General features: G+C 64.4%; 23 protein-coding genes. 7 read left to right on the top strand and 16 right to left on the bottom strand.

All coding sequences use genetic code 11. The features are described 5' to 3' along the window. Positions 1-86: 86 nt before the first annotated feature. On the bottom strand, positions 87-1,493 hold the full coding sequence (locus AO716_RS11935; protein ID WP_055241040.1) for a dipeptidase: 1,407 nt from the start codon (positions 1,491-1,493) through the stop codon (positions 87-89). Positions 1,494-1,621: 128 nt separating this feature from the next. Between AO716_RS11935 and AO716_RS11930 the strand changes: the two genes are divergently transcribed. Next, positions 1,622-2,224 (top strand): DUF3043 domain-containing protein, encoded by a 603-nt coding sequence (locus AO716_RS11930; protein WP_055241039.1) that lies wholly within the window; start codon positions 1,622-1,624, stop codon positions 2,222-2,224. A gap of 132 nt (positions 2,225-2,356) precedes the next feature. On the opposite strand, the gene AO716_RS11925 is transcribed toward AO716_RS11930, so the two are convergent. Next, entirely contained in the window at positions 2,357-3,433 is a 1,077-nt protein-coding gene (locus AO716_RS11925) for a quinone-dependent dihydroorotate dehydrogenase (RefSeq protein ID WP_055241038.1), read from the bottom strand. A gap of 126 nt (positions 3,434-3,559) precedes the next feature. Between AO716_RS11925 and AO716_RS11920 the strand changes: the two genes are divergently transcribed. Beyond that, entirely contained in the window at positions 3,560-4,567 is a 1,008-nt protein-coding gene (locus tag AO716_RS11920) for an alpha/beta hydrolase (RefSeq protein WP_235472076.1), read from the top strand. Here AO716_RS11920 and AO716_RS11915 read toward each other — a convergent pair. From AO716_RS11915 to AO716_RS11880, 8 genes are all read right to left on the bottom strand, one after another. After that, on the bottom strand, positions 4,564-5,361 hold the full coding sequence (locus AO716_RS11915) for an isoprenyl transferase (protein ID WP_055241036.1): 798 nt from the start codon (positions 5,359-5,361) through the stop codon (positions 4,564-4,566). The two genes, AO716_RS11920 and AO716_RS11915, sit on opposite strands and share 4 nt — an antisense overlap. A 3-nt stretch (positions 5,362-5,364) precedes the next feature. Beyond that, positions 5,365-6,117 (bottom strand): DNA repair protein RecO, encoded by a 753-nt coding sequence (gene recO, locus AO716_RS11910; protein WP_055241035.1) that lies wholly within the window; start codon positions 6,115-6,117, stop codon positions 5,365-5,367. 83 nt (positions 6,118-6,200) lie between these two features. Beyond that, complete coding sequence (gene leuA, locus AO716_RS11905) at positions 6,201-7,949, bottom strand: 2-isopropylmalate synthase (protein ID WP_055241034.1); 1,749 nt, start codon at positions 7,947-7,949, stop codon at positions 6,201-6,203. Positions 7,950-8,127: 178 nt separating this feature from the next. Next, positions 8,128-9,603 carry an LCP family protein gene (locus tag AO716_RS11900; RefSeq protein ID WP_229780106.1) on the bottom strand — a complete coding sequence of 492 codons (1,476 nt, stop codon included), beginning with the start codon at positions 9,601-9,603 and terminating at the stop codon, positions 8,128-8,130. A gap of 163 nt (positions 9,604-9,766) precedes the next feature. Then, positions 9,767-10,696: a GTPase Era gene (era, locus tag AO716_RS11895; protein WP_055241033.1), complete on the bottom strand. Its 930-nt coding sequence runs from the start codon at positions 10,694-10,696 to the stop codon at positions 9,767-9,769. Continuing rightward, complete coding sequence (locus tag AO716_RS11890) at positions 10,689-11,996, bottom strand: hemolysin family protein (protein ID WP_414826585.1); 1,308 nt, start codon at positions 11,994-11,996, stop codon at positions 10,689-10,691. The genes era and AO716_RS11890 overlap by 8 nt, the downstream gene beginning before the upstream one ends. Before the next feature lie 20 nt (positions 11,997-12,016). Further along, positions 12,017-12,490: an rRNA maturation RNase YbeY gene (ybeY, locus tag AO716_RS11885; RefSeq protein ID WP_055241032.1), complete on the bottom strand. Its 474-nt coding sequence runs from the start codon at positions 12,488-12,490 to the stop codon at positions 12,017-12,019. Next, entirely contained in the window at positions 12,487-13,524 is a 1,038-nt protein-coding gene (locus AO716_RS11880; protein WP_055241031.1) for a PhoH family protein, read from the bottom strand. Before AO716_RS11880 ends, ybeY begins: the two co-directional genes overlap by 4 nt. 408 nt (positions 13,525-13,932) lie before the next feature. On the opposite strand from AO716_RS11880, the gene AO716_RS11875 reads away from it, so the two are divergent. Then, entirely contained in the window at positions 13,933-14,853 is a 921-nt protein-coding gene (locus AO716_RS11875; RefSeq protein WP_055241030.1) for a GerMN domain-containing protein, read from the top strand. Between the two features lie 15 nt (positions 14,854-14,868). On the opposite strand, the gene AO716_RS11870 is transcribed toward AO716_RS11875, so the two are convergent. From AO716_RS11870 to hrcA, 3 genes are all read right to left on the bottom strand, one after another. After that, complete coding sequence (locus AO716_RS11870; RefSeq protein WP_055241029.1) at positions 14,869-15,645, bottom strand: 16S rRNA (uracil(1498)-N(3))-methyltransferase; 777 nt, start codon at positions 15,643-15,645, stop codon at positions 14,869-14,871. A gap of 15 nt (positions 15,646-15,660) precedes the next feature. Continuing rightward, complete coding sequence (gene dnaJ, locus AO716_RS11865; RefSeq protein ID WP_055241028.1) at positions 15,661-16,800, bottom strand: molecular chaperone DnaJ; 1,140 nt, start codon at positions 16,798-16,800, stop codon at positions 15,661-15,663. 91 nt (positions 16,801-16,891) lie between these two features. Then, positions 16,892-17,905, bottom strand: coding sequence for a heat-inducible transcriptional repressor HrcA (hrcA, locus tag AO716_RS11860; RefSeq protein ID WP_055241027.1), 1,014 nt, complete (start codon positions 17,903-17,905; stop codon positions 16,892-16,894). A 164-nt stretch (positions 17,906-18,069) separates the two neighbouring features. Here hrcA and AO716_RS11855 point away from each other — a divergent pair, with 164 nt between their 5' ends. Further along, positions 18,070-18,912, top strand: coding sequence for a DUF3097 family protein (locus AO716_RS11855; RefSeq protein WP_055241026.1), 843 nt, complete (start codon positions 18,070-18,072; stop codon positions 18,910-18,912). Between the two features lie 140 nt (positions 18,913-19,052). After that, complete coding sequence (locus AO716_RS11850; protein WP_055241025.1) at positions 19,053-19,478, top strand: DUF4870 domain-containing protein; 426 nt, start codon at positions 19,053-19,055, stop codon at positions 19,476-19,478. Between the two features lie 43 nt (positions 19,479-19,521). Here AO716_RS11850 and hemW read toward each other — a convergent pair whose 3' ends face one another. Next, positions 19,522-20,751, bottom strand: a complete 1,230-nt coding sequence (gene hemW / locus AO716_RS11845) for a radical SAM family heme chaperone HemW (RefSeq protein ID WP_055241024.1) — start codon at positions 20,749-20,751, stop codon at positions 19,522-19,524. Next, positions 20,748-22,601 carry a translation elongation factor 4 gene (lepA, locus tag AO716_RS11840; protein ID WP_055241023.1) on the bottom strand — a complete coding sequence of 618 codons (1,854 nt, stop codon included), beginning with the start codon at positions 22,599-22,601 and terminating at the stop codon, positions 20,748-20,750. Before lepA ends, hemW begins: the two co-directional genes overlap by 4 nt. A 327-nt stretch (positions 22,602-22,928) precedes the next feature. On the opposite strand from lepA, the gene AO716_RS11835 reads away from it, so the two are divergent. Together AO716_RS11835 and rpsT are read left to right on the top strand one after the other, a co-directional pair. Then, positions 22,929-23,423: a type II toxin-antitoxin system PemK/MazF family toxin gene (locus tag AO716_RS11835; protein WP_229780109.1), complete on the top strand. Its 495-nt coding sequence runs from the start codon at positions 22,929-22,931 to the stop codon at positions 23,421-23,423. A gap of 218 nt (positions 23,424-23,641) precedes the next feature. Beyond that, the gene (rpsT, locus tag AO716_RS11830) at positions 23,642-23,902 is read left to right on the top strand and encodes a 30S ribosomal protein S20 (RefSeq protein WP_055241021.1); all 261 of its coding nucleotides are present in this window, start codon (positions 23,642-23,644) and stop codon (positions 23,900-23,902) included. Between the two features lie 384 nt (positions 23,903-24,286). Here rpsT and holA read toward each other — a convergent pair whose 3' ends face one another. Further along, complete coding sequence (gene holA / locus AO716_RS11825; protein WP_235472074.1) at positions 24,287-25,294, bottom strand: DNA polymerase III subunit delta; 1,008 nt, start codon at positions 25,292-25,294, stop codon at positions 24,287-24,289. Between the last annotated feature and the right edge of the window lie 203 nt (positions 25,295-25,497).

The following is a 25,497-nucleotide window of genomic DNA, read 5'->3' as shown; positions in this document are numbered from 1 at the left end:
GCCCGGTCCCGTTTGTGCCGTCGGCTAACGGGACCGGAGCCAGTTCACTCAATGGTACGTCGGCGCACCCCTACAGCTCTAACGGCCTAAGGGGTTTCGGGCATTCCCAGGCGTGCCAAAAGCAGGGCCTCCGCGAGGACGGCGTTCCGGAAATCATCCAGGTGCAGCGACTCGTTGGCCGAGTGTGCCCGCGAATCAGGATCTTCCACCCCGGTGATCAGGATCTGGGCTGCCGGGAACACCTCCACGAGATCGGCGATGAAGGGAATGGAGCCGCCGACACCCATCTCCACGGGTTTGGTGCCCCAGGCCGCTTCAAGTGCCCACAGTGCGGTCTGGGCCGCGGGTGCCGCAGTGTCGGTGGCGAAGGCGTTGCCCCGCTCCCCCGGTGTAAACACAACCTCTGCACCGAACGGCGCATTGGCTGCCAGGTGGCGGGCCATGGCGTCCATGGCCGCTTCCGGATCCTGTTCAGGCGCAAGGCGCATGCTGAACTTGGCACGCGCCGAAGGCTGGATCGTGTTCGAAGACATGGCGACCGAGGGAACATCGATGCCGATGATGGACAGTGCGGGTTTGGTCCAGAGCCTTGAGGCGATAGACCCCTCCCCCGCCAGCCGGACCGAATCCAGGACGGAAGAATCCTGTCGGAAGTCCTCCTCCGGGTAATCCACCTCTGCGTCGTCAAACCCTTCCAGGCCTTCGATGGCGAGGTTGCCGCGTTCGTCGTGGAAAGTGGCGATCAGCCGGGCGAGCAGGGTCGGTGCGTCCAGTACCGGACCTCCGAACATGCCCGAGTGCACTGCGTGGCCGAGTACGCGCACCTCGAAGGTTCCGTCAACAAGGCCGCGGAGGCTGGTGGTGAGCGCCGGAGTGCCCACCTTCCAGTTGCCGGAGTCTGCGACGACAATGACGTCGGCCTGCAGCAGGTCGCGGTGGGTCTCCAGGAACGTGCGGAAGGTGGGGGAACCAGCTTCTTCCTCCCCTTCGATGAAGAAAGTGATTCCGACGCCGGAGTCCGCGCCGAGGACTTCGTCGAGGGCACGCAGCGCTCCGACGTGGACCATGATTCCGGCCTTGTCATCGGCCGCGCCGCGCCCGTAAAGCCGGCCGTTGCGCTCCGTCGCAGTGAACGGCTCGGTTTCCCAGAGGGAAAGATCTCCCGGGGGCTGGACGTCGTGGTGGGCGTACAGCAGCACGGTCGGCTTGCCGGGGGCTGCCGGACGGCGCGCGACGACGGCGGGCCCGCCCGGCTTGCCGTTGTTGTCCACCCGCAGGATCTGGACGTCGTCCAGTCCGGCGCCGCGGAGCAGCTCCGCCACGGCGTCTGCGGAACGGTCAAGGTTCTCTGGGTCAAACGAATCCCAGGCGATGCCGGGTATGGCAACCAGCCTGGTGAGGTCTTCTAGTGTCCGGGGAAAGGCAGCGGCCACGCTGTTGCGCAGCGCAGCTTCGTCCGGGAGGCTGCTGGAGGATTCGGGTGTCGAAGTCATATGGCAAACCCTACAACCGCACCCCGGCCGGGTTCGAGGCACCCGCTTCCCCCGTACCGCCGCCGCAGCCATGTGGCGTCCACCGGTAAGCTCGCGCAGGCCACGCGCGGGTCAGGTATCCTTGATGAGTGTTCGGACGAAAGAAAGAAGCGCCCACCGCGCAGGAAACTGTGGACCACGCAGCGGCCCAGGCCACGGAGTCAGCGAAGGCAGGCACCTCCGCCGGCAAGGGTGCTCCCACCCCCAGGCGCAAGGACCAGGTTGCCGCCCGCAAGCGTCCCCTGGTGCCCAATGACCGCAAGGCTGCCCGCGAAGCCAGCCGCGCCGCCATGCGTGAGGAGCGCCTGAAGACCCGTGCTGCCCTCGATACGGGCGACGAGCGTTACCTTCCGCTGCGGGACAAGGGACCGAACCGGCGTTTTGTCCGTGACGTGGTGGATGCCCGCTGGAACGTGGGCGAGTTCGTGATGATTGCCGCCGCCGTCTTTGTGGTGGCCAGCTTCATCCAGAACCTCACTATCCAGAGCTTCATCCTGATGGCCTTCTGGGCACTGATTGTCCTGGTGGTGGTCGACAGCTTCCGCATCCGCTTCCTCCTGCGCCGCCGGCTCACCGAAAAGTTTGGCGCCCCCAACCAGGGAGACGTCTGGTACGGGATCTCCCGCGCCCTGCAGCTGCGCCGGTTCCGCCTGCCCAAGCCCCAGGTGCGCCGCGGAGACAAGGTTTCCTAACAGCCTCATACAGCAGGAAAAGGGACCGGTTCACTGTTGAACCGGTCCCTTTTTCTGTGTCTGCATAGTGTCCGGCGCCCGCCGTCACCGCCGGATCCCCCGCGCTGGGCGGACGGATGCCGTCCCGGCAGACTAGCCGCGGCGGCGCTGGAGCTGCCGGACCCGCCGGTTGATGCGTCCGGCCCAGAAGGGACCTTCATACAGGAAGGCCGTGTAGCCCTGAACCAGGTTCGCGCCGGCGTCGAGCCGTTCCTGGACATCGTCTCCGGTTTCAACACCGCCCACGGAGATGATCACCGGCCCCTCCCCCAGCGCGGCCCGCAGGCGGCGCAGCACTTCAAGGGACCTCTGCTTCAGCGGAGCACCGCTCAGCCCGCCCACGCCCGCAGCAATAACAGTCTCTGGGTCAGTGACCAGGCCCTCGCGCTGAATGGTGGTGTTGGTGGCAACTACCCCGTCCAGGTTCAGGTCCAGGGCCAGCCGTGCGACGTCGTCAATGTCTTCATCAGTGAGGTCCGGCGCAATCTTGACGAGCAGCGGCACGTGCCTTCCGGCCGTCTCGTCGGCTGTGCGGCCCACTTCGGTCAGCAGTGGACGCAGCGAATCGATGCTCTGCAGCTGGCGCAGACCCGGGGTATTCGGGGAGCTCACGTTTACCACGAGGTAGTCGGCGTCGGCGGCGAGGAGCCGCGTGCTGGCAAGGTAATCCTCCACCGCATCCTCGAGCCCGACCTTCTTGGTCTTCCCGATGTTCACGCCGACAATCGGGCGCGTCCGGCCCCAGCGGCGGTACAGGCCGTCCACGGCTTTCCGGACCCGCGGCGCGACGGCGGCGGCGCCGTCGTTATTGAACCCCATCCGGTTGATGACTGCACGGTCTTCGACCAGCCGGAACAGGCGGGGCTTGGCGTTTCCGGGCTGCGCCTGCGCCGTAACCGTTCCCAGTTCCACGTGTCCGAACCCCAGGTTCGCCAGTGCCACAACGGCAGCCCCTTCCTTGTCGAAACCCGCGGCAAGGCCAAAAGGTGACGGGAACGTGAGGCCCAGTGCTTCCGTGGCCAGCTCCGGCGACGGCCGGGTCAGGGCACGCAGTACCGGGGCAGCCGGGGTAAAGGCCATCGCACGGATGGCTTCATAACCGATCTTGTGGGCTTTTTCGGGGTCCATTCCGGAGAAGACAACCCGGAAGAACGTGGGGTAGACGCGCATGTTTTAATGCTTTCACCCCGGGTGTCCTGCACCAAATCGCGGTCCGGACGGCACGTCCGATTCGTGTATTTTCGTTATATGGCGCAGAACTGGCAACCGGACAGGTTGGGGGACGGATACCGCTGCTTGACACTGGACCTTGGCGAGGATGATGAAGGCCCGGTCGCCGCCACCCTGGTCTCCTACACGCCTGAGCCTCCCCCTCCCCCGACTCTGGCGGCCAAAGTGCGTGAGCGGATCGCCCGGATGCGCGGACCGGTGGAGCCTGCGCCGGTTCACGCCGTGGTCTACATCCACGGCTGGGCTGACTACTTCTTCCAGACGGAACTGGCTGCCTTCTGGGCGGAACGCGGCGTGGCCTTTTATGCGCTGGATCTGAGGAAATACGGCCGCAGCCTGCGCCCGGGACAGTCCGAAGGCTTTATTACGGACCTCTCCGAGTACGACGCCGACATTGAGGCGGCGCTGGCCGCCGCCACAGAGGACATCAGGTCCAGCCGCGGCGCCGGGACTCCGGTGCGGATGTCCCTAATGGCCCACTCAACCGGCGGCCTGGTTGCCTCACTGTGGGCACACCGGAATCCGGGCAGGCTGGAAACCCTGATCCTAAACAGTCCGTGGCTTGAACTGCGCGGCAGCTCGCTGGCACGCAACGCCGCAGCCGGCCTGCTGGAGCCGCTCGCCCGCACGAGGCCCAAGGCCCGCCTGAAAATTCCCGAGCTCGACTACTACTGGCGGTCGCTGAGCAACGAGGCCGACGGCGAGTGGGAACTGGATCCCGTGTGGAAACCCCCGGGCAGCTGGCCGATCCGGGCCGGCTGGATCTCCGCTGTCCTGGCCGGACACGCGCAGGTTGCCAAGGGCCTGTCAATTGACTGCCCGGTGTTGGTGATGACATCTGCCCGTTCCACTATCGGCACCACCTGGAACGAGTCGATGATGACGTCGGACAGCGTGCTTGACGTCAGTCTTATGGTGCAGCGTGCCCTGCAGCTGGGGCCGGTTGTCACAGTCCTCCGCTTTGACGGCGCCCTGCACGACATCCTGCTCTCTGCCAAACCGGTGCGCAGACTGGTTTACCGGGGAATGGACCGGTGGACCAGGGCCTACCTGCTGGGCGCCGGGCCGGGCTAGGAGCCCGCCGCCGCCTGGTCCACCGCTCCCCCGTACCGCCGGTCCCGCCGCGCATAGATTTCAACGGCCTCCCAAAGCGTACGCCGGTCAACGTCCGGCCAGAGCGTGTTCATAAAGACCATCTCGGCGTAGGCAGACTGCCAGAGCATGAAGTTGGAGAGCCGCTGCTCGCCGGAGGTCCGCAGGAAAAGGTCGACGTCGGGAAGGTCCGGCTCATCGAGGTAGCGCTGGATCGTCTTCTCCGAGATGCTGCCGGGACGCAGTTTCCCGTTCTTGACGTCTTCCGCGATCGCGCTGACGGCGTCGGTGATTTCGGCGCGGCCGCCGTAGTTCACACACATGTTAAGCGTGCACGTCGTATTGTTCCTGGTTTGTTCCTCTGCGACCTCGAGTTCCTTCACCACGGAACCCCAGAGCCTGGGGCGGCGTCCGGACCAGCGGATCCGCACCCCCCATTCATCGAGCTGGTCGCGCTGGCGGCGGAGCACATCCCGGCTAAAGCCCATCAGGAACCGCACCTCTTCAGGTGACCGCTTCCAGTTTTCAGTAGAGAACGCGTAGACGGACACGTGCTGAATGCCGATCTCCACCGCACCGGCCATCACATCCAGAAGCGCGGCTTCACCGGCACGGTGGCCCTCCGTGCGCGGCAGGCCGCGCTGGTTGGCCCAGCGGCCATTGCCGTCCATCACGATTGCCACGTGCCCTGGGACCAGTTCCCTGGGGACAGGCGGAGGCACGGCCCCGGAAGGGTGCGGCCAGGGCGGCGTCGGAGAATTGCGGGGAGGGACCAAGACTTACACACGCTCCACATGTTGAAGGGACTTTACGACGCGTTCCAGGTGCCACTGCAGGTAGCTGGCCACCAGTCCCGCGGATTCACGCCGCGGCTGTGGACCGGAGGAATCTGCATGTTCCCAGTCACCGCTGAGCAGTGCGGCCAGCAGCTCCATCGTTTCCGAAGACGGAGACGCGGAACCCGGAGGGCGGCACACCGGACAGACAGCTCCCCCAAGGGGTGCGGAAAACGCCGAGTGCGGCCCCGGTGCCCCGCAGCGGGCGCAATCGGTGAACGTTGGGGCCCATCCGGCGGTGGCCAGCGCCCGAAGGAGATACGAATCAAGTATGAGCTCAGGCGGGTGTGCGCCCCGGCTTAGCGCCGCCATCGCCCCGATGACCAGCGGATAATGGGCGTTCGCGGATTCACCGTCCGCATCGGTAAGCCGTTCGGCAGTCTCGGCCACCGCTGCTGCAGCTGTATAACGGGCATAGTCTGCCGCGATTCCGGCCCCATAGGCCCCTTTGGTCTGGGCCTGGGTCACGATGTCCAGGCTGCGGCCGTGGGAAAGCTGCAGGTCTACGACCATAAAGGGCTCCAGCCGGGCACCGAACTTGCTTGAGGTGCGGCGCACTCCCTTGGCCACCGCACGGACCTGGCCGTGGTTGCGCGTCAGGAGGATGACGATCCTGTCTGCTTCACCCAGTTTGTGGGTGCGCAGGACCACTCCCTCGTCGCGGTACGTCCGCGAAGCGAATGATTTATTGGCCACGGGACCATTTTCCCACGCAGCAGCGCGCCCGGCTGCAGCTGCAGCCGGGCGCGCCCTGCACCGGTTGGCGGCCGGCGGCTGTGCTACTCGCCGGAAGCGTCGCGGATCGCCCGGTTCACTGCGGAAACCACGGCCTTCAAGGCAGAAAGCGTGGTGTTGGAGTCAATGCCAACGCCCCACAGCACACGCTCGCCGACGGCGAGCTCAACGTACGCGGCAGCCATTGCCTTGCCGCTGGCGGAGAGTGCGTGCTCGGAGTAGTCGAGCAGGCGGACATCCACGCCGTCCTGGCTCAGGATCTGGAGCAGGGCGTCGATAGGACCTGTACCGGAGGCGACGCGGCGCTGCTGGACACCGCCTGCACGCAGGCTGGCGGTCAGCAGGAATGAACCGTTCTCTGCAGTGTCGGCTGTGACGGAGGTCAGCGCGTAGTGGCCCCACGGTTCGGCACCTGTATCAGGGGACGTGGGCAGGTACTCGTCCTGGAAGACCCGCCACAGCTCGGCGCCGGTGACTTCTCCGCCAACGGTGTCCGTACGGCGCTGGATGACGCCGGAGAATTCGATCTGTGCACGGCGGGGCAGGTCCAGGTTGTGCTCGTTCTTGAGCAGGTAAGCCACTCCGCCCTTGCCGGACTGGGAGTTCACCCGGATTACGGCTTCGTAGCTCCGGCCAATGTCCTTCGGGTCGATGGGCAGGTACGGAACGCCCCACTCGAGCTCGTCCACGGACTTGCCGGCTGCTGCGGCTTCCTTCTCCATGGACTCGAAGCCCTTCTTGATGGCGTCCTGGTGGGAGCCGGAGAAGGCCGTGAAGACAAGGTCTCCGCCGTAGGGTGAACGTTCCGGCACCGGCAGCTGGTTGCAGTATTCGACCGTGCGGCGGATTTCGTCCATGTTCGAGAAATCGATCTGAGGGTCAATGCCCTGGCTGAACATGTTCATGCCCAGGGTGATCAGGTCAACGTTTCCGGTGCGCTCTCCGTTGCCGAAGAGGCATCCTTCGATCCGGTCAGCGCCGGCCAGGTATCCCAGCTCAGCGGCTGCGACGCCGGTGCCGCGGTCGTTGTGCGGGTGCAGCGACAGGATGATGGCCTCGCGGTTGGCAAGGTTGCGGTGCATCCATTCAATGGAGTCCGCGTAAACGTTCGGAGTCGCCATTTCCACCGTCGCGGGCAGGTTCAGGATCATCTGGCGGTCCGTGGATGCTTCAAGGACCTCGGCAACGGCGTTGGAAATCCGCAGTGCGAAGTCGAGTTCGGTGCCCGTGTAGGACTCCGGGGAGTATTCATACGTGACATCGATGCCGCTCAGCTGCTCTTCGTACTTCTTGCAGAGCCGGGCGCCGTTCAGGGCAATGTCCACGATGCCGTCCTGGTCGGTGTTGAACACGACCTTCCGCTGGAGGACAGAGGTGGAGTTGTAGAGATGGACGATCGCGCGGTCTGCACCTTCGAGGGCGTCATAGGTGCGCTCGATGAGGTGTTCCCGGGACTGTGTGAGCACCTGGATCGTAACGTCGTCGGGAATCCGGTCGCCTTCAATGAGCTGGCGGACAAAGTCGAAGTCCAGCTGGGAGGCTGAGGGGAAGCCGACCTCGATTTCCTTGTAGCCCATGTTCACAAGCAGATCGAACATCTTGTGCTTGCGTTCGGGGGTCATCGGGTCGATCAGCGCCTGGTTGCCGTCACGGAGGTCGACTGCGCACCAGCGGGGGGCCTTGGTGATCACTTTGTCGGGCCAGGTACGGTCTGCCAGATCAACGGCGATCTGGTCCTGGAACGGAACATATTTGTGGATCGGCATGCCGGAGGGCTGCTGTGCGTTTCGCATGGTATCTGGGGTGGCCTTTTCTTGTAGAGCTTCAGAAATGGTGGCCGGGCAACACAAACTCCGCAGCGAGGGTTCGGCCTAAACAGTTGTTCGTGTGGCCTCGCCGCGGCAGCTAAGGAGGAGGTTCTCTGCGCGCACCTGCCCAGACTAGCACGCAGGTTCCGGGGGCTCGGAAAGCTTAGTAACCGAAGGCCGACTGGCACGTAACCTGTGCCGCAGTCTGCCCGGTCAGCCCGCCGAGGTCCCCGGTGTCCTCCATGACGTTGCCCTTGGTGAAGTCGGAACCAACCTGCACGACGACGCCGCTCACCACGGCGCTGGCGCTGACCTGGGAGGCGGGAATGTTCAGGGCCTCAGCTACTTCAAGGGCCATTTCGTCGTACCCGGGAGTAAAGAAGATCTGGGTACCGGGTGTTGTTGACTGTGACAGTCCACCGGCCAGGGCCTGCGTGAATCCTTCGCTGAGCAGGTACTCGGCGAGCTCGGCGTCGCGGCCGCTTTCGGTTCCGTCGATCCCGTCCAGCAGGGTCACGGGAATGGTGGCGGGGTCGATCGCAGGCGCTGAGGGTTCCGGCGCGGCAGATTCGGTGCCGGGGGTTTCAGTGCCGGGTTCTTCGGCTTCCCCGGCAACCCCGATGGGCTGGTCAGCGACCAGTGCATCAAACAGGGGCTGCGCTGCGGTCTCGTCAAGGACGAGGCGGTTGGGATCGAGTTCGTAGGGAACCACCGGGACAGTCACGAAGGCAACGTTGCCCAGGTCTACGTCCTTGAGCCTGCCGGCCATGGCGATCAGGGTGGGGATGTCGGTGAGTCCGTCGTCGACGGTGAGGTTCTTGGTCACGGTGTCGGCAATTGAATACAGGCGGGGCAGGTTGTTCAGTGTTCCTTCGCCCTGGACCTTGCGGACCATGGACGCCAGGAAGCTTTGCTGCGCCTTGATACGGCCTTCGTCACCGCCGTTGCCGAAGCCGTGCCTGGTGCGCAGGAACGCCAGTGCCTGGTCGCCCTGGATACTTGAAACGCCGGCCGGGATGTTCAGCCCTGACAACGGGTCATCCACGGGCTGGTTCACGCAGACTTCAACACCGCCAAGGGTGTTGGAAAGTTCCTTGACCGCGTTGAAGTCGGCCATCATGAAGTGGTCAATGCTCAGGCCGGTTAGCTGGTTGATGGCTGCAACGGTGCATCCGGGGCCTCCGTTGCCCAGTGCGCCGTTCAGCTGGCCCAGGTCCATGGCCTCATACTGCAGTCCGGACTCGGGATCGGTGCAGGCCGGAAGCGCCACAAGGAGGTCGCGCGGGAAGCTGACAACAGTTACGTGGGACCGGTCCGCTGCCATGTTCACGAGCATCATGACGTCGGAGTTGTTCGAATCCTGGCCTTCGCGGTTGTCGGTGCCAAGCACCAGGATCTGCATGGCGTCCCGGTTCGTGTCCCCCGGAAGCTCGTCCTGGTTCTGGCCAATGTTCAGCGGCTTGGTATCGAAGTTGCTCTGCAGGCGCAGCAGCTGCACGCCGGCAAAGACGAGCCCGGACACAAGGGTCAGGGACAGCACCAGGGCCAGGGCGGCCAGTACGGGGTGCCCGCCGCGGGCAGCACCGTTGCCCAGATGGCGGCCGCCCGGAACTGCGGCAGTCCGGCGTCGGCTTGGCAATCCGGATCCGGAGGGACCAGGACCTGCAGCGGCACGGCGTGATGGCATAGCCGGTCCCTCCCATGGATCAGTGAATTATGGCTCGCGAAAATTGGATGTACAAAGTGTACGGGCTGCGTCTGGGAAGATGCTCTGGACCCGCTGCGGACGATTTCCCGTCCGGTTAGAAGCCCAGCTTGACCAGCTGCTTGGGGTCGCGCTGCCAGTCCTTGGCAATCTTGACGTGCAGGTCCAGGTAAACCCTGGTCCCAAGCAGTGCCTCGATCCCCCGGCGGGCGTTGGTTCCCACTTCGCGCAGGCGGGAACCGCCCCGCCCTATGATAATCGCTTTCTGCGAGGGGCGCTCAACATAGAGATTCACACGGACATCCAGCAGCGGGTTCTCCTCGCTGCGCCCTTCGCGCGGGATGATTTCCTCGACAACCACGGCAAGGGAGTGCGGAAGCTCGTCCCGGACGCCTTCCAGGGCGGCCTCACGGACCAGCTCAGCAACCATAACCGCCTCGGGCTCGTCGGTGAGTTCACCGTCCGGATACAGCGGCGGTGAGGCAGGCATGTGGGAGGCCAGAACGTCCGCAACGGTGTCCACCTGGAACCCGTCTGCGGCCGAAACCGGAACGACGTCGGCCCATCCGGCCTCGCCCATGACTTCGGATCCCAGCGCCGTTACCGACATAAGCTGCTTTGCCAGGGCTGCCCGGTCCACCAGGTCGGTCTTGGTCACCAGGGCAACAATCGGCTTCCCCCTCACGGCGGCGAGCTGATTTGCAATGTACCGGTCGCCCGGACCAACCGCTTCGTTGGCCGGCAGGCAGAAACCAATGGCGTCCACCTCGGCCAGGGTGTCAGCCACAAGGTCATTCAGGCGCTGTCCCAGGAGGGTGCGCGGACGGTGCAGCCCCGGGGTATCCACAAGGATGAGCTGGGAGTCGTCCCGGTGCACGATTCCGCGGATGGTGTGCCGGGTGGTCTGCGGCTTTGCTGAGGTGATGGCCACTTTTTGGCCAACCAGGGCATTCGTCAGTGTGGACTTACCGGCGTTTGGCCGGCCCACCAGGGACACGAATCCGGCACGGAACGTGGGTTCAGTCATTTCGGGGTACCAATTCTGTTGTTTTCGGGCGGTCCTGCTGGGCCGCTGCTGTAGTTTGTTCGTCGCCGTCCTGGGGCTGCCGCCAGGCCAGGACATGGGAAACACGGTTACGCCGCCCCTCCAGCCTTTCGGCGTGAAGGACGATCGACTCCACGGCCACCTCGCTGCCCACGATGGGCACACGGCCCAGCGCCTTGGCCAGCAGGCCGCCCACGGTGTCTACCTCGTCGTCTTCCAGGCTGACGTCGAACAGCTCCCCGAGATCATCGATCCCGGCCTTGGAACTGATTCTGTAGCGGCCGTCGCCCAGGTCTTCGATCTCCGGACGCTCGGAGTCGTATTCGTCAACAATCTCGCCGACGATCTCTTCGATCAGGTCTTCAAGGGTGACCAGTCCCGCCGTGCCGCCGTATTCGTCAATCACGACCGCAACATGCGTGGACTCGCGCTGCAGTTCCTGCAGCAGCTCCCCTACCGCCTTTGATTCGGGGACGTAGCGCACGGGCCGGCAGAAGCCGTCAACAGCCTGGGTCCCGGCTTCCGGAGACCTGCCGTGCATCTGGGCTGCGACGTCCTTCAGGTAGAGAATGCCGACAATCTGGTCGGCACTGTCCTCGATTACCGGCACCCGTGAATAGCCCGACCTCAGGAAGAGGGACATTGCCTGGCGGAGTGTGGATCCGGAGTCGATGCAGACCATGTCTGTCCGGGGAACCATGACCGAACGGACCTTGGTGTCCCCCAGCTCGAACACCGAATGGATCAGCTCCGCCTCAGTGTTCTCGATCATGTCTGCCTCTGAGGCGCGGTCCAGCAGTTCGCGGAACTCCTCTTCGGTGAAGAAGGCTGCGTCCGGTCCCTGGGTGCCTGGAGCCACGGCAGAGCCGATCTTCACCAGCCATCCCGGGATGGGGCCGAGGATGGTGCGGAGCACGCTCACCAGACCGGCAGTCAGGACCACGACGCCGGTGACGTGCCGGCGTCCGATCTGCCGCGGAGAGACTCCTACCAGGACGAAGCCCACCGCCGCCATCGTGACGGTTGCCAGGAGGCCTGCTAGCCAGAGGTTTTCAACGACCAGCTGGAAGGCGATGGCAACGGAGACCGCCGTCGCCATTTCAAACCAGACACGCCAGAACCGAAGCGCGTGCATGTGCGCCACAGGGTGCTGGAGGATCCTCTTCAGCGGCTTGCCGGCGCGGCCGGTCAGCAGCGCTTCTGCTTCGTGTCGCGGAAGGTAGCCGTAGGCTGCCTCTGCGGCGGTAAGGAGTCCGGCCAGCACCACGAAGGCGATGGCCATGACCACTAGGACGCCTACGCTCAACTGCGCGTCTCCTTCGGGGCTTCCTTGCCCGTGTAGTCGGAGAGCAGCCGCCGCTGAAGCCCGAACATCTCGGCTTCTTCCTCCGGTTCGGCATGGTCATAACCAAGCAGGTGGAGCACCCCGTGGGTGGTCAGCAGGAGCAGCTCGTCTTCGAGCCCGTGTCCTGCGGCCTCAGCCTGGCGCGCCGCGACCTGCGGGCAGAGCACAATGTCACCCAGGACTCCGGCGGGCGTTGGCCTGCCGGGCGATCCGGGACGCAGTTCATCCATCGGGAAGGACAGGACGTCCGTAGGCCCGGGCAGGTCCATCCATTCGATATGCAGTTTCTCGATGGCGTCTTCGTCCACGAGGATGATGGACAGCTCGGCTTCCGGATGCACGTACATGGCATCGAGCAGGAACCGGCCCAGCCGGGCAAGCGCCTCCTCGTCCGCCGGTACGGCTGACTCGTTGTTGACTTCGATGCTCATCGTTTCTTCTCCTGCCCGGCACTGCGGGAACCGGTGCGGGAACGGCGTTCTTCATCCCATTCGCTGTATGCGGTCACAATGTCGCTGACCAGGCGGTGGCGGACCACGTCTGTGGCCGTCAGCTCCGAGAAGTGCACATCCTCGATTCCGTCAAGGATTTCGTGGACGATCCGCAGCCCTGACGTTGTGCTTCCCGGCAGATCGACCTGCGTGACATCGCCGGTCACCACCATCTTCGAGCCGAACCCGAGCCTGGTGAGGAACATCTTCATCTGTTCCGGCGTCGTGTTCTGGGCCTCGTCCAGGATGATGAACGCATCATTGAGCGTGCGTCCGCGCATGTATGCCAGCGGTGCCACTTCAATGGTCCCGGCAGCCATCAGGCGGGGAATCGATTCCGGATCCATCATGTCGTGGAGCGCATCGTAGAGCGGCCGAAGGTACGGGTCGATCTTGTCGTTGAGCGTGCCGGGCAGGAAGCCCAGGCGCTCACCGGCTTCCACAGCAGGACGCGTCAGGATAATCCGGTTGACTTCCTTCTGCTGCAGGGCCTGCACTGCCTTAGCCATGGCCAGGTACGTCTTGCCGGTGCCGGCCGGCCCAATACCAAAGACGACGGTGTTGCGGTCGATCGCATCAACGTAGTTCTTCTGATTCAGGGTCTTGGGACGGATCGTGCGCCCGCGGGTCGAGAGGATGTTCTGCGTCAGCACCTCAGCCGGCCGTTCAGCACTCTGGTCGCGCAGCATGGTGATCAGCTGCTCAAGGACCTGAGGCGTCACCCGGGTCTGGTGCCGGGCAAGAACACGGACTTCATTGATCAGGCGGACGGTGCGTTCCACTTCGGAGGCCGGGCCGGAAACGGAGAGTTCGTTGCCCCGGACATGGAGATTAACCTCCGGGAAGGAAGTCTCGATGATTTTCAGGGCCTCGTCGTTCGCCCCCAGTGACTGGACCATATGCTCAGTTGAGTCAAAGACGATCGTCTGCTGGTCCTCGCGGATGGTGCCGATTCCTGCTGAAGATTCGGTCATATATGCGGCCCCTCGGCCTCTCATCGCCCCTTTTGGAAGACTGGATTCATATTTGGCTGCGCCTGGCCCTAGGGGGCCTTCGGTAAACAGTGTGCACAGCCTACTTAATTCTACCGGATCGGCACGTCTGTGCGCCGGACTTCTTCGCTGCAGGCGCATATCCGGACTGCGGCCGCCTCTGCAGGAACGGGCTGTGTGACGTGTATTACAGCGTATGTCTCGGCTTGGCATCGTCTGGGTCTCAATCAGGTTTCAGTCCCGGCACAGAACCATCAAGTCCCGGTTTTGGGTTGTTCCGCTGTGCCAAGCTGGATGGCATGCTCCGGACGGGAACCACCCCGCCGGTTCCCCCACGCACCGTCTGCGGTCTCCGGACACCAGGCACCAGTAACGGAAGGCAGGAGAGCCATGACCAGGCAGCAGAATCGCCGCTCAGGCCGCACCCGCCTTTTCCTGGCGGCGGCCGCGGCACCGCTTTTGCTCGGCTCCTGCGGCGTGGTGGCTGAACTGCCCACCACCAGCATGCCCAGTTCTTTCGGTGCAGCTTCGGCGACGGAAGACCATCCAATGGCGGTATCGGCACCGGCAGAGGAGACAGCGTCCAAGGTGGTTATGCCGGTGTACTGGCTCGGCCTCAACGGTTCTGACGTCCAGCTCTACCGGGAATTCCTGCCCTCCGAAAACACCGGTGACCCGATCGGCGAGGCCGTGCACGCCATGACGGCAGCTACTCCCCGTGACGCTGACTACTTCACGCCGTGGGCGGCGGCATCAAAGGTTACTGCTTCGATTTCCAGCAAGAACGTCATCACCGTGGATATCACCTCTGATGCGTTCAAGCCTTCGCTGGATGCCGGCATGGCTCACCGCGCCGTGCAGCAGCTGGTGTACACGGCCACTGCTGCTGCAGCCAACGCGGGCCTGACCGCCGCCGGATACAACACCAGCGTTGTGGTGCTGGTGGACGGCAAGGCGGGCTACCAGGCTTTTGGCCACGAAGACCTTGAACCGGCCCTGGAGCGGGACAAAACACTCCCGGCGCCGATCTGGATTATCAGCCCCCAGGAGGGTGACGGCGCGGAAACGTCCGTCACGGTCAGCGGCTCCGCGGTGGCGCGCGATGAACAGCTGTCCTGGAGCGTGGACCGGGTCCTCAACGGACGTCCGGAATCCCAGCCCCTGAAGTCCGGTAACATCCAGCTCGACGCGGAAGCCGGTGAGACGGCAATGTTTGAGGTGGTTGTTGAACTCGAACCCGGGGAATACAACCTGCGGGTCTTCCACGGCAAGGGATCGAACGAAGATTCCAAGCGGATTACGGTCTACTAAACCGGCGGGCGGGACCTATTCCCAGCGTCCCAGCAAATGGTTCAGCAGCACGAGCGCGGCCGGTCCTGCGCTTGAAGAACGCAGGACGTGCGGTCCAAGCCGAACCGCTACTGCTCCTGCTGCACGCAGCTCCTGAAGTTCAGCGGGGCTGATGCCCCCTTCCGGTCCCACAACAACGGCGACGGAGCGGACGCGTGCCGCCGGCAAATCATCTCCGCTGCCGGGAGTTTCCAGCGCCAGGGACAGGGGCATGTCTGCCTCTTCGTGCAGGACCAGGACAAGGTCCATTCCTGCCAGGCGGGCGGCCAGGGACTTGCTGTCCGCGGTGTCCAGCACCCGGGGAATCCGGGACCTGCGGGACTGCTTGGCCGCCGAGGTGACTACGGCACGCCATTTTGCCTGGCCTTTGGCAGCCTTTTCCGCCCGCCAGCGGACGATACTGCGTTCAGACTGCCACGGAAGGACTGCATCCACTCCGAGTTCGGTTGCGGCTTCGATGGCCTGTTCATCCCGGTCGCCCTTGGCCAGAGCCTGCACGAGCGTGAACTCATACTGCGGCTCGGGTTCTGACTCCGCTTCATGGACATCGATTTCCAGCAGGGCAGGATCTGCCGACCGTACTGTCCCCCGCAGCCTCCGCCCGGCGCCGTCTACTATGTCAACGTCCTCACCCGGGGAGAGTCTCTTGACTGCAACCGCATGCCGCGCCTCCGGACCAGTCAGCGCAAAGACGCTTCCCGGTCCGGACGCTGCCACAAGTTCGGGATCGCCGAAGAAGATCGGATTGGTCATGTGAGGCGCCGATGCCTAGTGGTTGCCCAGGCGGTCGCGCAGCTTCGCGAAGACTCCGGCGCTGTTGCCTCCGGACACCCGGCCCTCGGCAAACTGTTCCCCGCGGAGTTCGGCAAGGCGCCGCAGCAGCTCTTCCTGCGCTGAATCCAGCTTTTGCGGGGTTTCGACCTGGACGTGCACCAGGAGATCGCCGCGGCCGTAGCCCCGAAGGTGCGTCACGCCGAGCCCCTTGAGGGTAGTGACTTCACCGGACTGGGTCCCGGCCTTGATATTGATCTCGCGTTCGCCGTCGAAGGTTTCCATAGTGATGACCGTGCCCAGGGCAGCGGCTGTCATGGGCACCGTCAGGGTGGCGTGGAGGTCATCGCCGTCGCGCATGAATACCGGATCAGCGTTGACACGGATCTCAACGTACAGATCACCCTGGGGTCCGCCGGCGGTGCCGGCTTCACCCCGGCCGCTGAGCTGGATGCGGGTTCCGGTGGCGACACCGGCGGGAACCTTGATGGTTAGGGTGCGGCGGCTGCGGACGCGTCCTTCACCCGCACACTCATGGCAGGGGTCCGGAATGACCGTGCCGAAGCCCTGGCAGGAACCGCAGGGTGCGGTGGTCATGACCTGGCCCAGGATCGAGCGCACGGCACGCTGAACCTGTCCGCTGCCGTGGCAGATGTCGCAGGTGCGCGGCGAGGTTCCGGGCTGGCAGCAGGAGCCTTCGCAGGTGGGGCAGAGCACGGCAGTCTCGACGTCGATCTTCTTGTTGGTGCCGAAGACGGCATCCTTCAGGTCGATGCGTACGTTGATCAGGGCGTCCTGGCCCCGCCGGGTACGCGAGGCCGGTCCGCGCCCGCCGCCGGGCGCTCCTCCGCCGAAGAAGGTGTCGAAGATGTCCTGGAACCCGAATCCCTGGCCGCTGAAGCCGCCTCCGAAACCGTTGTCCGTGCCGTTTTCCTGGCCGGTGGTGTCGTAGACGCGCCGCTTCTGCGGGTCCGAGAGAACCTCGTAGGCGTGGGTAACAGCCTTGAATTCGTCCGCGGCGCCGGGAGCGGTATTCACATCCGGGTGCAGCTTGCGGGCAAGCTTGCGGTAGGCCTTCTTGATTTCTTCGCCGGTGGCATCCCGGCTCACGCCGAGTACCTGGTAGTGATCACTCACTCGTGCACATCGCTTCCTGTGTTGCGTGCCCCGCCTGGCGGGTTCTCTAGTCATGCAGGCAGCGCCCGGAGGGGCTGCCGGTCTCTGGGGGTCAGGTGTTCAGGACCCGGGAAAGGTAGCGGGCAACGGCTCGAACCGCCGCCATGGTGTTGGGATAGTCCATCCGGGTGGGACCGAGGATTCCTACCATAGCGGAAGCGTCCGGCCCGTACCCAGTAGCTACAACGGATGCCTCGGACAGGGAGCCATAGGGATTCTCTGAGCCAATCCGCACCGAAACGCCCCTGGCATCCTGTTCCATCTCGGACAGCAGACGAAGCATAACCACCTGCTCCTCCAGTGCTTCCAGGATGGGCCCGATTGTCAGCGGGAAGTCACCGGTGGCCCGGGCCAGGTTGGCTGTGCCGGCCATGACCATCCGGTCTTCCCTGTTGATTCCGGCAAGCTGTTCCAGGCTTTGCCCAAGCGCCTGGGCAACTCCGCGCAGCTGCACCGGAACGGTGGCCACTGCATCCGTGAGGTGGGAGGTGATCCTGGTGAGGGTGGTTCCCGCCAGCGCCTGCAGGAAATGCTGACGAAGTTCGTGCAGCGCCTGTTCCGTCACCGGCCCCGGCACGGTGATCACCCGCTGCTCTACCCGTCCGGTTGTAGAGATCAGGACCACGAGCACCTGGGCAGGCGCCAGCAGCACAAATTCAATGTGCCGTACCTTGGCGTTCCCCAGGTGCGGATACTGCACGACTGCCACCTGGTTGGTCAGCTGCGAGAGCAGGCGCACCGTCCGGTCAAGGATGTCGTCAATGTCCTCTGCGCCTTCGAGCAGGGTTTGGATGGCCCGCCGCTCGGCAGCCGACAGCGGCTTCAGGTCCGAGAGCTGGTCGACGAACAGCCGGTAGCCCTTATCGGTGGGGATTCGCCCGGCGGATGTGTGCGGAGCAACGATCAGGCCCTCTTCTTCGAGGACAGCCATGTCATTGCGGATTGTGGCAGAGGAGACACCAAGGTGGTGCCGTTCCACCAGGGCCTTGGAACCTACGGGTTCCCGGGAATGCACGTAGTCTTCAACAATGGCCCGGAGCACCTCGAGCCGGCGTGGTTCGCTCATGGTTTTCCCTCCCTCGCTGACTGACTCCCGTTCCGAGTTGCTGGCTTAGCACTCGGCATACCTAAGTGCTAAGTCTAATACCTTCCGCTGCCGTTGCTAGCATTGAATCTTCCGTGCCTGCACCCAGCGCAGGTGCTCCTCCCCGTCTCCAGGAACGAGGTTTTATGCCCAGCTACCAGTGGGGGCCGCAGGACATTTCCGCTCCGGCCCGAAAGGCACTGCGGCAGGTCGGCGCCGAGAAGGGCCTGGTTCTCGAGGAGGTCCAAACCGGGTGGGTAGGTGCGGTCATCCGTACGGAGAAGTCCGGCGGAATGCATGTGGTTGTTCTCGAGGACGCCCGCGGACGCACCCGCTCCTTTGAACTCGGCTTCGGTTTCCTCCTCGAAGGGGAACCCGTGGAAGTTGTTCCCGCGCTCAAGGCCGCCGCTCCTGCCGCACGGCGTACCGCTTCGGGATCGGTCGCCGTCGAAAATGTACGTGCCCGCACGGCCAGGGCATCCAGGATCTGGGTGGAAGGCAAGCACGACGCCGAACTGGTGGAGAAGGTCTGGGGAGATGACCTTCGGATCGAAGGCATCGTCGTCGAGCCCCTCCACGGCGTGGACGATCTTGCTTCGGTGGTGCGGGACTTCTCCCCCGGACCCGGCAGGCGCCTGGGCATCTTGGTGGATCACCTGGTTGCGGGATCCAAGGAATCAAGGATTGCGGCCGAAGCCATGAAGGTCCCCGGTGCCGCCGGGAACGTACTTATTGTCGGCCACCCGTATGTCGACGTGTGGCAGGCCATCAAGCCGGACGTCATAGGCCTGCGGGCCTGGCCGGTAGTACCGCGCCATGAAGACTGGAAGACCGGGATCCTGAAGGGACTTGGCTGGCCGCACCGCGACCACACAGACGTCGCCCTGGGCTGGAAGAAGCTGCTTGGTTCCGTCCGGACCTACGCGGACCTGGAGCCTGCCCTGCTGGGACGTGTGGAAGAGGTCATCGACTTCCTGACCGTGCCCTGATCCGTCCGTAGCCGGGCGGTTCCCGCGCGGCGCGCAGGAACCGCCAGTGCCCGTTCCCGCGCCGGAACCCAGTACCCTTGTCTAACAACAGGTTCCCGCGGGGGCAGCCCTGCGTCATCTGAGAGTCAAAGGAATAAACCGTGTCCAACCCACGCCCGAACCATCCGCAACCGGAAAACAACGGTTCACCGGCGCGCCCGGACTACCAGGGCGCACCGGCAAACGCCCTCCCGCTGACAGCTTCGGAAGACCGGCAGTGGGCAACACTGTCGCACTTCGGCGGCATCCTCGGCTTCGTTCCTTCGCTCATCATTTACCTGGTGTTCCGCGACCGCGGGCCGTTCACTGCACAGGAATCCAAGGAAGCGCTGAACTTCACACTGCCTCCCACCATCCTGGCGCTGGTGGCCTGGCTGCTTTCCTTTATCCCCGTAGTGGGTGGCTACTTCGCCATCCTCAACGCGCTGATCTGGATTGCCGTTGCCGTCTTCTCCGTCATAGCCGGAATTGAATGCAACCGGGGCCGCCCGTACCGCTACCGGTTCAACCTGCGCCGGATCCGTTAGGCAGCCGGGAACCCGCTGCCGCTGCAAAAGCGCCGGGGTTTCCCTAGGGCAGCAGCCGGCGCACCACAGCGTCGGCCAGGAGCCTGCCCTTCAGGGTGAGCAGTACCGTGCCCGCCATGGCTGCGCGGGGCTCCACCAGACCGTCGGCGATCAGTCCGGCAATCTCGTGCCGTCCTTCCGGCCGCAGCACCTCGCGTGGCAGGCCTTCGGCCAGCCGGGTGCGCAGCATGACGTCTTCGAGGTAGCGGGTATCCGCATCCAGGGTTTCGCGCCCGACGGCGGGCGACTCCCCCGCAGCAATCCGGCCGGCATAGGCCGAGGGATGCTTTGCATTCCACCAGCGGACTCCTCCCACGTGCGAGTGTGCCCCGGGGCCGATGCCCCACCAGTCATCACTGCGCCAGTAGGCGAGATTGTGCCGGCAGGCATCCTGCGGTGTGCGAGCCCAGTTGCTGACCTCGTACCAGTGCAGCCCGGCCGCGGCGAAGAGCTCCTCCGCCAGCAGGTATTTGTCCGCGTGGTCGTCGTCGTCAATCGGCGGGACCTCGCCGCGGCGCATGCGCGCGGCCAGCTTGGTGCCCTCTTCGACGATCAGGGCGTAGGCCGAGATATGGTCAGGCTCGTAGCTCAGGGCTTCTTCGACCGAGTGCTTCCAGTCAGCCAGTGACTCCCCCGGCGTGCCGTAGATCAGGTCCACGCTCACCTTCAGGCCGGCGTCGCGCGCCCACTGCACGGCCTGCGGAACGCGGGACGGCGTATGGGTGCGGTCCAGCACGGCAAGCACATGAGGCACAGCTGACTGCATCCCGAAGGACACCCGGGTAAACCCGGCGTCGGCCAGCAGCTGCAGGGACTCGGGCGTCACGGAATCGGGATTGGCTTCCGTGGTGACTTCAGCCCCAGGCGCCAGGCCCCACTGCTCGACGGCGGTGCCGAGGATGGCGGCCAGGTCTTCAGCGGGAAGCAGGGTTGGGGTGCCGCCGCCGAAGAACACAGTTTCGATCCGGCGTTCCGGGATTCCCGACGCCGCCAGCGCCTTGGCGGCAAAGCGGACCTCCTGCTGTGCAGTCGCTGCATAGGCGTCCTGGGAGGCACCTCCGCCGAGTTCAGTGGCGGTGTAGGTGTTGAAGTCGCAGTAGCCGCAGCGAACGGCGCAGAACGGAATATGGACGTAGAGTCCGAATTTCCGTTCTGCAGCCGCGGCTGCTGCGTCGGGCGGAAGGAGTCCGTCCTTTGGCGCGGGATCCCCGAGGGGCAGAGCGCTGGGTGTCACTTCTTGGATTTGTCCTTGGACTCGTCGGATGACAGGGCGGCCACGAAGGCTTCCTGCGGAACTTCCACGCGGCCAACCATCTTCATGCGCTTCTTGCCTTCCTTCTGCTTCTCCAGCAGCTTGCGCTTACGGCTGATGTCGCCGCCGTAGCACTTGGCAAGCACGTCCTTGCGGATCGCGCGGATGGATTCGCGGGCAATGATGCGCGAACCGATGGCAGCCTGGATCGGGACCTCAAACTGCTGCCTCGGGATGAGTTCACGCAGTTTGCCGGTCATCATGACGCCGTAGGAGTACGCCTTGTCCTTGTGGGTGATTGAGCTGAACGCATCAACCTGCTCGCCCTGGAGGAGGATGTCCACCTTGACCAGGTCAGCAACCTGCTCGCCGTCGGCCTTCCAGTCCAGGGAGGCGTAGCCGCGTGTCTTGGACTTGAGGACGTCGAAAAAGTCGAAAACGATCTCGGCCAGCGGCAGGCGGTACCGGATTTCCACCCGGTCTTCGGAGAGATAGTCCATGCCGCCCAGGACGCCGCGGCGGGACTGGCACAGCTCCATGATCGCGCCGACGAATTCGCTCGGCGCCAGGATGGTGGCCGCAACCATCGGTTCGCGGACCTCTTTGATCTTGCCCTCGGGGTACTCGCTGGGGTTGGTGACCGTGACTACCTTGTTGTCCTCGAGCGTCACCTCGTACTCCACGTTCGGGGCAGTGGAGATCAGGTCCAGGTTGTACTCGCGCTCGAGCCGCTCCCGGGTAATTTCAAGGTGCAGCAGGCCCAGGAAGCCAACGCGGAAACCGAAGCCCAGCGCCGCGGACGTCTCGGGCTCGTACACCAGCGCGGCGTCATTGAGCATCAGCTTTTCCAGCGCGTCACGCAGCACCGGATAATCCGCGCCGTCGATGGGGTACAGGCCGGAGAAAACCATGGGCTTGGGATCGGCATAGCCGGGAAGCGATTCAGCTGCCGGCTTGTTCAGGTTGGTGACGGTGTCGCCCACCTTGGAGAGCCGCACGTCCTTCACACCGGTGATCAGGTAGCCCACCTCGCCGACGCCCAGTCCCTTGGACGGGGTGGGTTCGGGAGAGCTGACGCCGATTTCCAGCAGTTCGTGGCTGGCACGGGTGGACATCATCTGGATGCGTTCGCGGGGCGACAGCGAACCGTCGATTACGCGGACGTAGGTGACCACGCCGCGGTAGGTGTCGTACACCGAGTCGAAGATCATCGCGCGTGCCGGGGCGTCCGGGTCACCTACGGGCGCGGGAATGTCGCGGACAATCTTGTCCAGCAGGGCTTCGACGCCCACACCGGTCTTGCCGGAGACCTTCAGTACGTCCTCCGGATCCCCGCCGATCAGCTTCGCCAGTTCCTCGGCGTACTTCTCCGGCTGCGCTGCCGGCAGGTCGATCTTGTTCAGGACCGGAATGATGGTCAGGTCGTTTTCCATCGCCAGGTACAGGTTCGCAAGTGTCTGGGCCTCGATGCCCTGCGCTGCGTCCACCAGGAGGATGGCACCTTCGCACGCGGCCAGCGAACGGGACACCTCATAGGTGAAGTCCACGTGGCCCGGGGTATCGATCATGTTCAGCGCGTAGGACTCGCCGTCGACTTCCCACGGCATGCGCACGGCCTGCGACTTGATGGTGATGCCGCGTTCGCGCTCGATGTCCATGCGGTCCAGGTACTGGGCCTTCATGTTCCGGTGCTCAACCACACCGGTCGACTGAAGCATGCGGTCGGCCAGGGTGGACTTGCCATGGTCGATGTGGGCGATGATGCAGAAATTCCGAATGATCGCCGGATCCGTCGCGGCAGGCACCGGTGAGAAGCGGGCCAGAGGTGACACTGTGGCGGTTCCTTTACTGTTTGCATGGCTTCGGCACCGTCCCGGGTGCGTGTTTGCACCGGATGCGCCGCTCGCACGCAGGGATTGTACGAAGTGGGAGTGGTTTCTAAGTTAACAGTCTCCCACGTTTACCCCGCCGGACCCGAACTGTTTGCAGATGCCGGGCCGTCCCTGCCTGCGGGACGAGACACCTAGGATGGCGGCATGGCTTTTTCTTCCCGTAATCTTTTCGGCCTGGCCCGCACCGCACTGCGTATTGCGCGGCAGCTGGCGCCTGGGCCTGCACGGACGCCTCGAACCGGGGGCCAGGGCAGTGATACCGCTGGTATGGCCTCTCGGAATGGCTCCGGGAAGCGCCCGGCTGCTTCACCCCGCCCCTCTGCGCCTTCGCCCGCTTCCGCCCCTTCCGCCCCTTCCGCCTCCGCCGGCCGGTACGCCGGGGATTACACCGGACGCGTCGACCCGGTCTATGCACCCAAACCGGATGGAGCTCCCGATCCGGGTGAAGTGGTCTGGGCATGGGTGCCCTACGAGGACGACCCTGCGCAGGGCAAAGACCGTCCGGTGCTGCTGATCGGCCGCAGCGGCACCAGGCTTCTGGGTCTTATGCTCACGTCCCGGGACCGGAACAACTCAGGCGTGTCGGATCCGGACTACATTGATATAGGAACCGGAGCATGGGACAGCAAGGGCCGGCCCAGCGAAGTAAAGCTGAACCGGATCCTTACCCTGGAGCCCTCAGCCATCCGCAGGCAGGGCGCAGTTGTTGACCGAGAGGTCTTCAACCGGGTCGCGAAGAGCCTCTCAGCGCGGCGCCGGTAAACCGGGCCAGCTGAAGCCGGCGCGGGTCGGCCACTCCCCTGTTCCGTGCCGGGTTCCACACCGGCGGCGAAGTTCTGCTAACATTTATTGCTGTGTGTCCGCGCAGGTCGACGGGCACTTCAGGCCGGGCGCCATTACGGTATCCCCACGCCGCTCAGTCAATGTCTGGTCTGAAATTCCCTCACCGACCAAGTCCGCAATACAAAGAGAGTTTATAAGTGGCCAATATTAAGTCCCAGAAGAAGCGCATCCTCACCAACGAGAAGGCGCGTCAGCGCAACAACTCGGTGAAGTCCGAGCTGAAGACGCTTATCCGCAACGTGGATAACGCTGTCACCGCTGCTGACAAGGAAGCGGCTCAGGCAGCCCTGCAGGCTGCTACCCGCAAGCTGGACAAGGCTGTCAGCAAGGGCGTTATCCACAAGAACAACGCTGCTAACCGCAAGTCGGCCATCTCCAAGAAGGTCAACGCGCTCTAAGCGGGAGCATCACCCTTAGTTTTACAAAGTACGGCCGGTCCTTCGGGACCGGCCGTTTTTGCATGTTTGGCAGGCGCAGGGCGGCGTGCTCCCCCGGTGTCTGTTGCCGGGTGGCGTCCCGCACCGTGAACGGTCCGGGGTCCTCTTTTTCGGACAGTTTGGGACAGGCCTGCCAGTGTGGGACTTTCCCGCCGCAGCGCCGCGCAGGAATGTCCCTAACCGGCAGTGAAATACCCAAGTCGGAGGAAAAAGCCCCATGACCAGCTCAGGAGGGAAGAAAGTCCCGGAGTGCAGGGAATCCAGCTCAACGCGGGGCCCGGAACGGAGGGCCGGTCTTCTGCGCGGGCTCTGGTGCCTGATGGCCTGGTTTAGACAGACCCGGTGCTAGCGGCCGGACGCGGCCAGGGCAATGACCGTTACAGCCCGCTCCACTGCGTACACCGGATCCCGTCCGGCGCCCTTTACCTGGGCATCTGCCTCGGCCAGGACCTGCACGGCTTTGATGAGCGATTCGGAGGTGAAGCGCTGGGCATCACGCCGTGCCTGGTCCACCTGCCACGGCGCCATCCCGAGTTCCTTGGCCAGCGCTCCGGAGGATCCCCTGAGGTCCGCGACTTTGGCCACAGCTCGGACCTTCATTGCCAGTGCTGCAACCAGCGGCACTGGATCCACTCCGGTCGCGAGGGCATGGCGAAGCATGGAAAGTGCGGCGCCTGCGCGGCCCGCAAGTGCTGCGTCGGCCACCTTGAACGCTGTTGCCTCCACCCGGCCGCCGTAGTATTTCTCCACCAGCTCTTCCGTGATCGCCCCGGAGGAGTCGTTCATGAGCTGCTGGCAGGCGGCAGCCAGTTCAGCGAGGCTGGAGCCCACTGCGCTGACCAGGGCACGGACAGCTTCGCCGTCGATTCTGCGTTTTGCCGCCTTGAATTCCTGGGAAACGAAGTCGGCCTTGTCGGAGTCCTTCTTGAAGGGCTGGCAGTCGATAACCGGCGCTTTGCCCGCCTTCACGGCGTCGAGCAGCTTCTTTCCGCGGTTTCCGCCCGAATGGTGCAGTACCAAAACTGTGTCCGGGGCCGGATCGGAAAGGTAGGCCAGCGTGTCATTGAGGAACTCTTCGCTCATGTGGGCCAGGTTGCCGGCCTCGATGAGTTTTGCCTCGCCAAACAGCGACGGGCTGGCAATCAGCGTCAGTTCACCTGCGGTGTAGGCCGCCGCGTCAATCCGGATGACCTCGGTGTCCGGCGCCTGGCTCCGCTGCTGAAGGCGGATATTCTCCATCGCCCGTCCGGCGAGGTAGTCTTCGGGCCCGGTCAGCAGCACTACAGGTGCGGGCGCGGCCTGCCGCCAGGAGACGGTACCTGCCGCCTGCTTGGCGGAAGATTTCTTGGGCACGGCCGGATTCACGGATGCACTGCTCCTGGACTGGTATGAGGGGGATCAATCACACCCAACATTGCCACGGTGGACCGCGCCCGCCAACTTCCGCCGTCGTCGTTTTTGCCACATCCACTGCCGGGGCCGGCCATCCCGGGCAGCCCTCCGGTGAACAGTGGCTGCGGCACCGCGGGCAGCGTTTGTCCGCGTCCGCGTCCTGC

Source organism: Arthrobacter sp. Edens01 (genome assembly GCF_001307035.1).
In the GTDB taxonomy this organism is placed as follows: Bacteria; Actinomycetota; Actinomycetes; order Actinomycetales; family Micrococcaceae; genus Arthrobacter_B.
The sequence above is the reverse complement of the archived record's forward strand: the minus strand, read 5'-3'. Positions and strand labels throughout refer to the sequence as shown.

What these genes read in the sequence shown, in the direction of transcription:
- AO716_RS11880 (WP_055241031.1), bottom strand. Translation starts at nt 13,524, where the DNA reads ATGACCGAATCTTCAGCAGGAATCGGCACCATCCGCGAGGACCAGCAG.
- AO716_RS11870 (WP_055241029.1), bottom strand. Translation starts at nt 15,645, where the DNA reads ATGACCAATCCGATCTTCTTCGGCGATCCCGAACTTGTGGCAGCGTCC.
- AO716_RS11835 (WP_229780109.1), top strand. Translation starts at nt 22,929, where the DNA reads ATGGCCTCTCGGAATGGCTCCGGGAAGCGCCCGGCTGCTTCACCCCGC.
- AO716_RS11855 (WP_055241026.1), top strand. Translation starts at nt 18,070, where the DNA reads ATGCCCAGCTACCAGTGGGGGCCGCAGGACATTTCCGCTCCGGCCCGA.
- leuA (WP_055241034.1), bottom strand. Translation starts at nt 7,949, where the DNA reads ATGCGAAACGCACAGCAGCCCTCCGGCATGCCGATCCACAAATATGTT.
- AO716_RS11875 (WP_055241030.1), top strand. Translation starts at nt 13,933, where the DNA reads ATGACCAGGCAGCAGAATCGCCGCTCAGGCCGCACCCGCCTTTTCCTG.
- AO716_RS11925 (WP_055241038.1), bottom strand. Translation starts at nt 3,433, where the DNA reads ATGCGCGTCTACCCCACGTTCTTCCGGGTTGTCTTCTCCGGAATGGAC.
- AO716_RS11935 (WP_055241040.1), bottom strand. Translation starts at nt 1,493, where the DNA reads ATGACTTCGACACCCGAATCCTCCAGCAGCCTCCCGGACGAAGCTGCG.
- hrcA (WP_055241027.1), bottom strand. Translation starts at nt 17,905, where the DNA reads ATGAGCGAACCACGCCGGCTCGAGGTGCTCCGGGCCATTGTTGAAGAC.
- ybeY (WP_055241032.1), bottom strand. Translation starts at nt 12,490, where the DNA reads ATGAGCATCGAAGTCAACAACGAGTCAGCCGTACCGGCGGACGAGGAG.
- era (WP_055241033.1), bottom strand. Translation starts at nt 10,696, where the DNA reads ATGACTGAACCCACGTTCCGTGCCGGATTCGTGTCCCTGGTGGGCCGG.
- AO716_RS11890 (WP_414826585.1), bottom strand. Translation starts at nt 11,996, where the DNA reads ATGGCCATCGCCTTCGTGGTGCTGGCCGGACTCCTTACCGCCGCAGAG.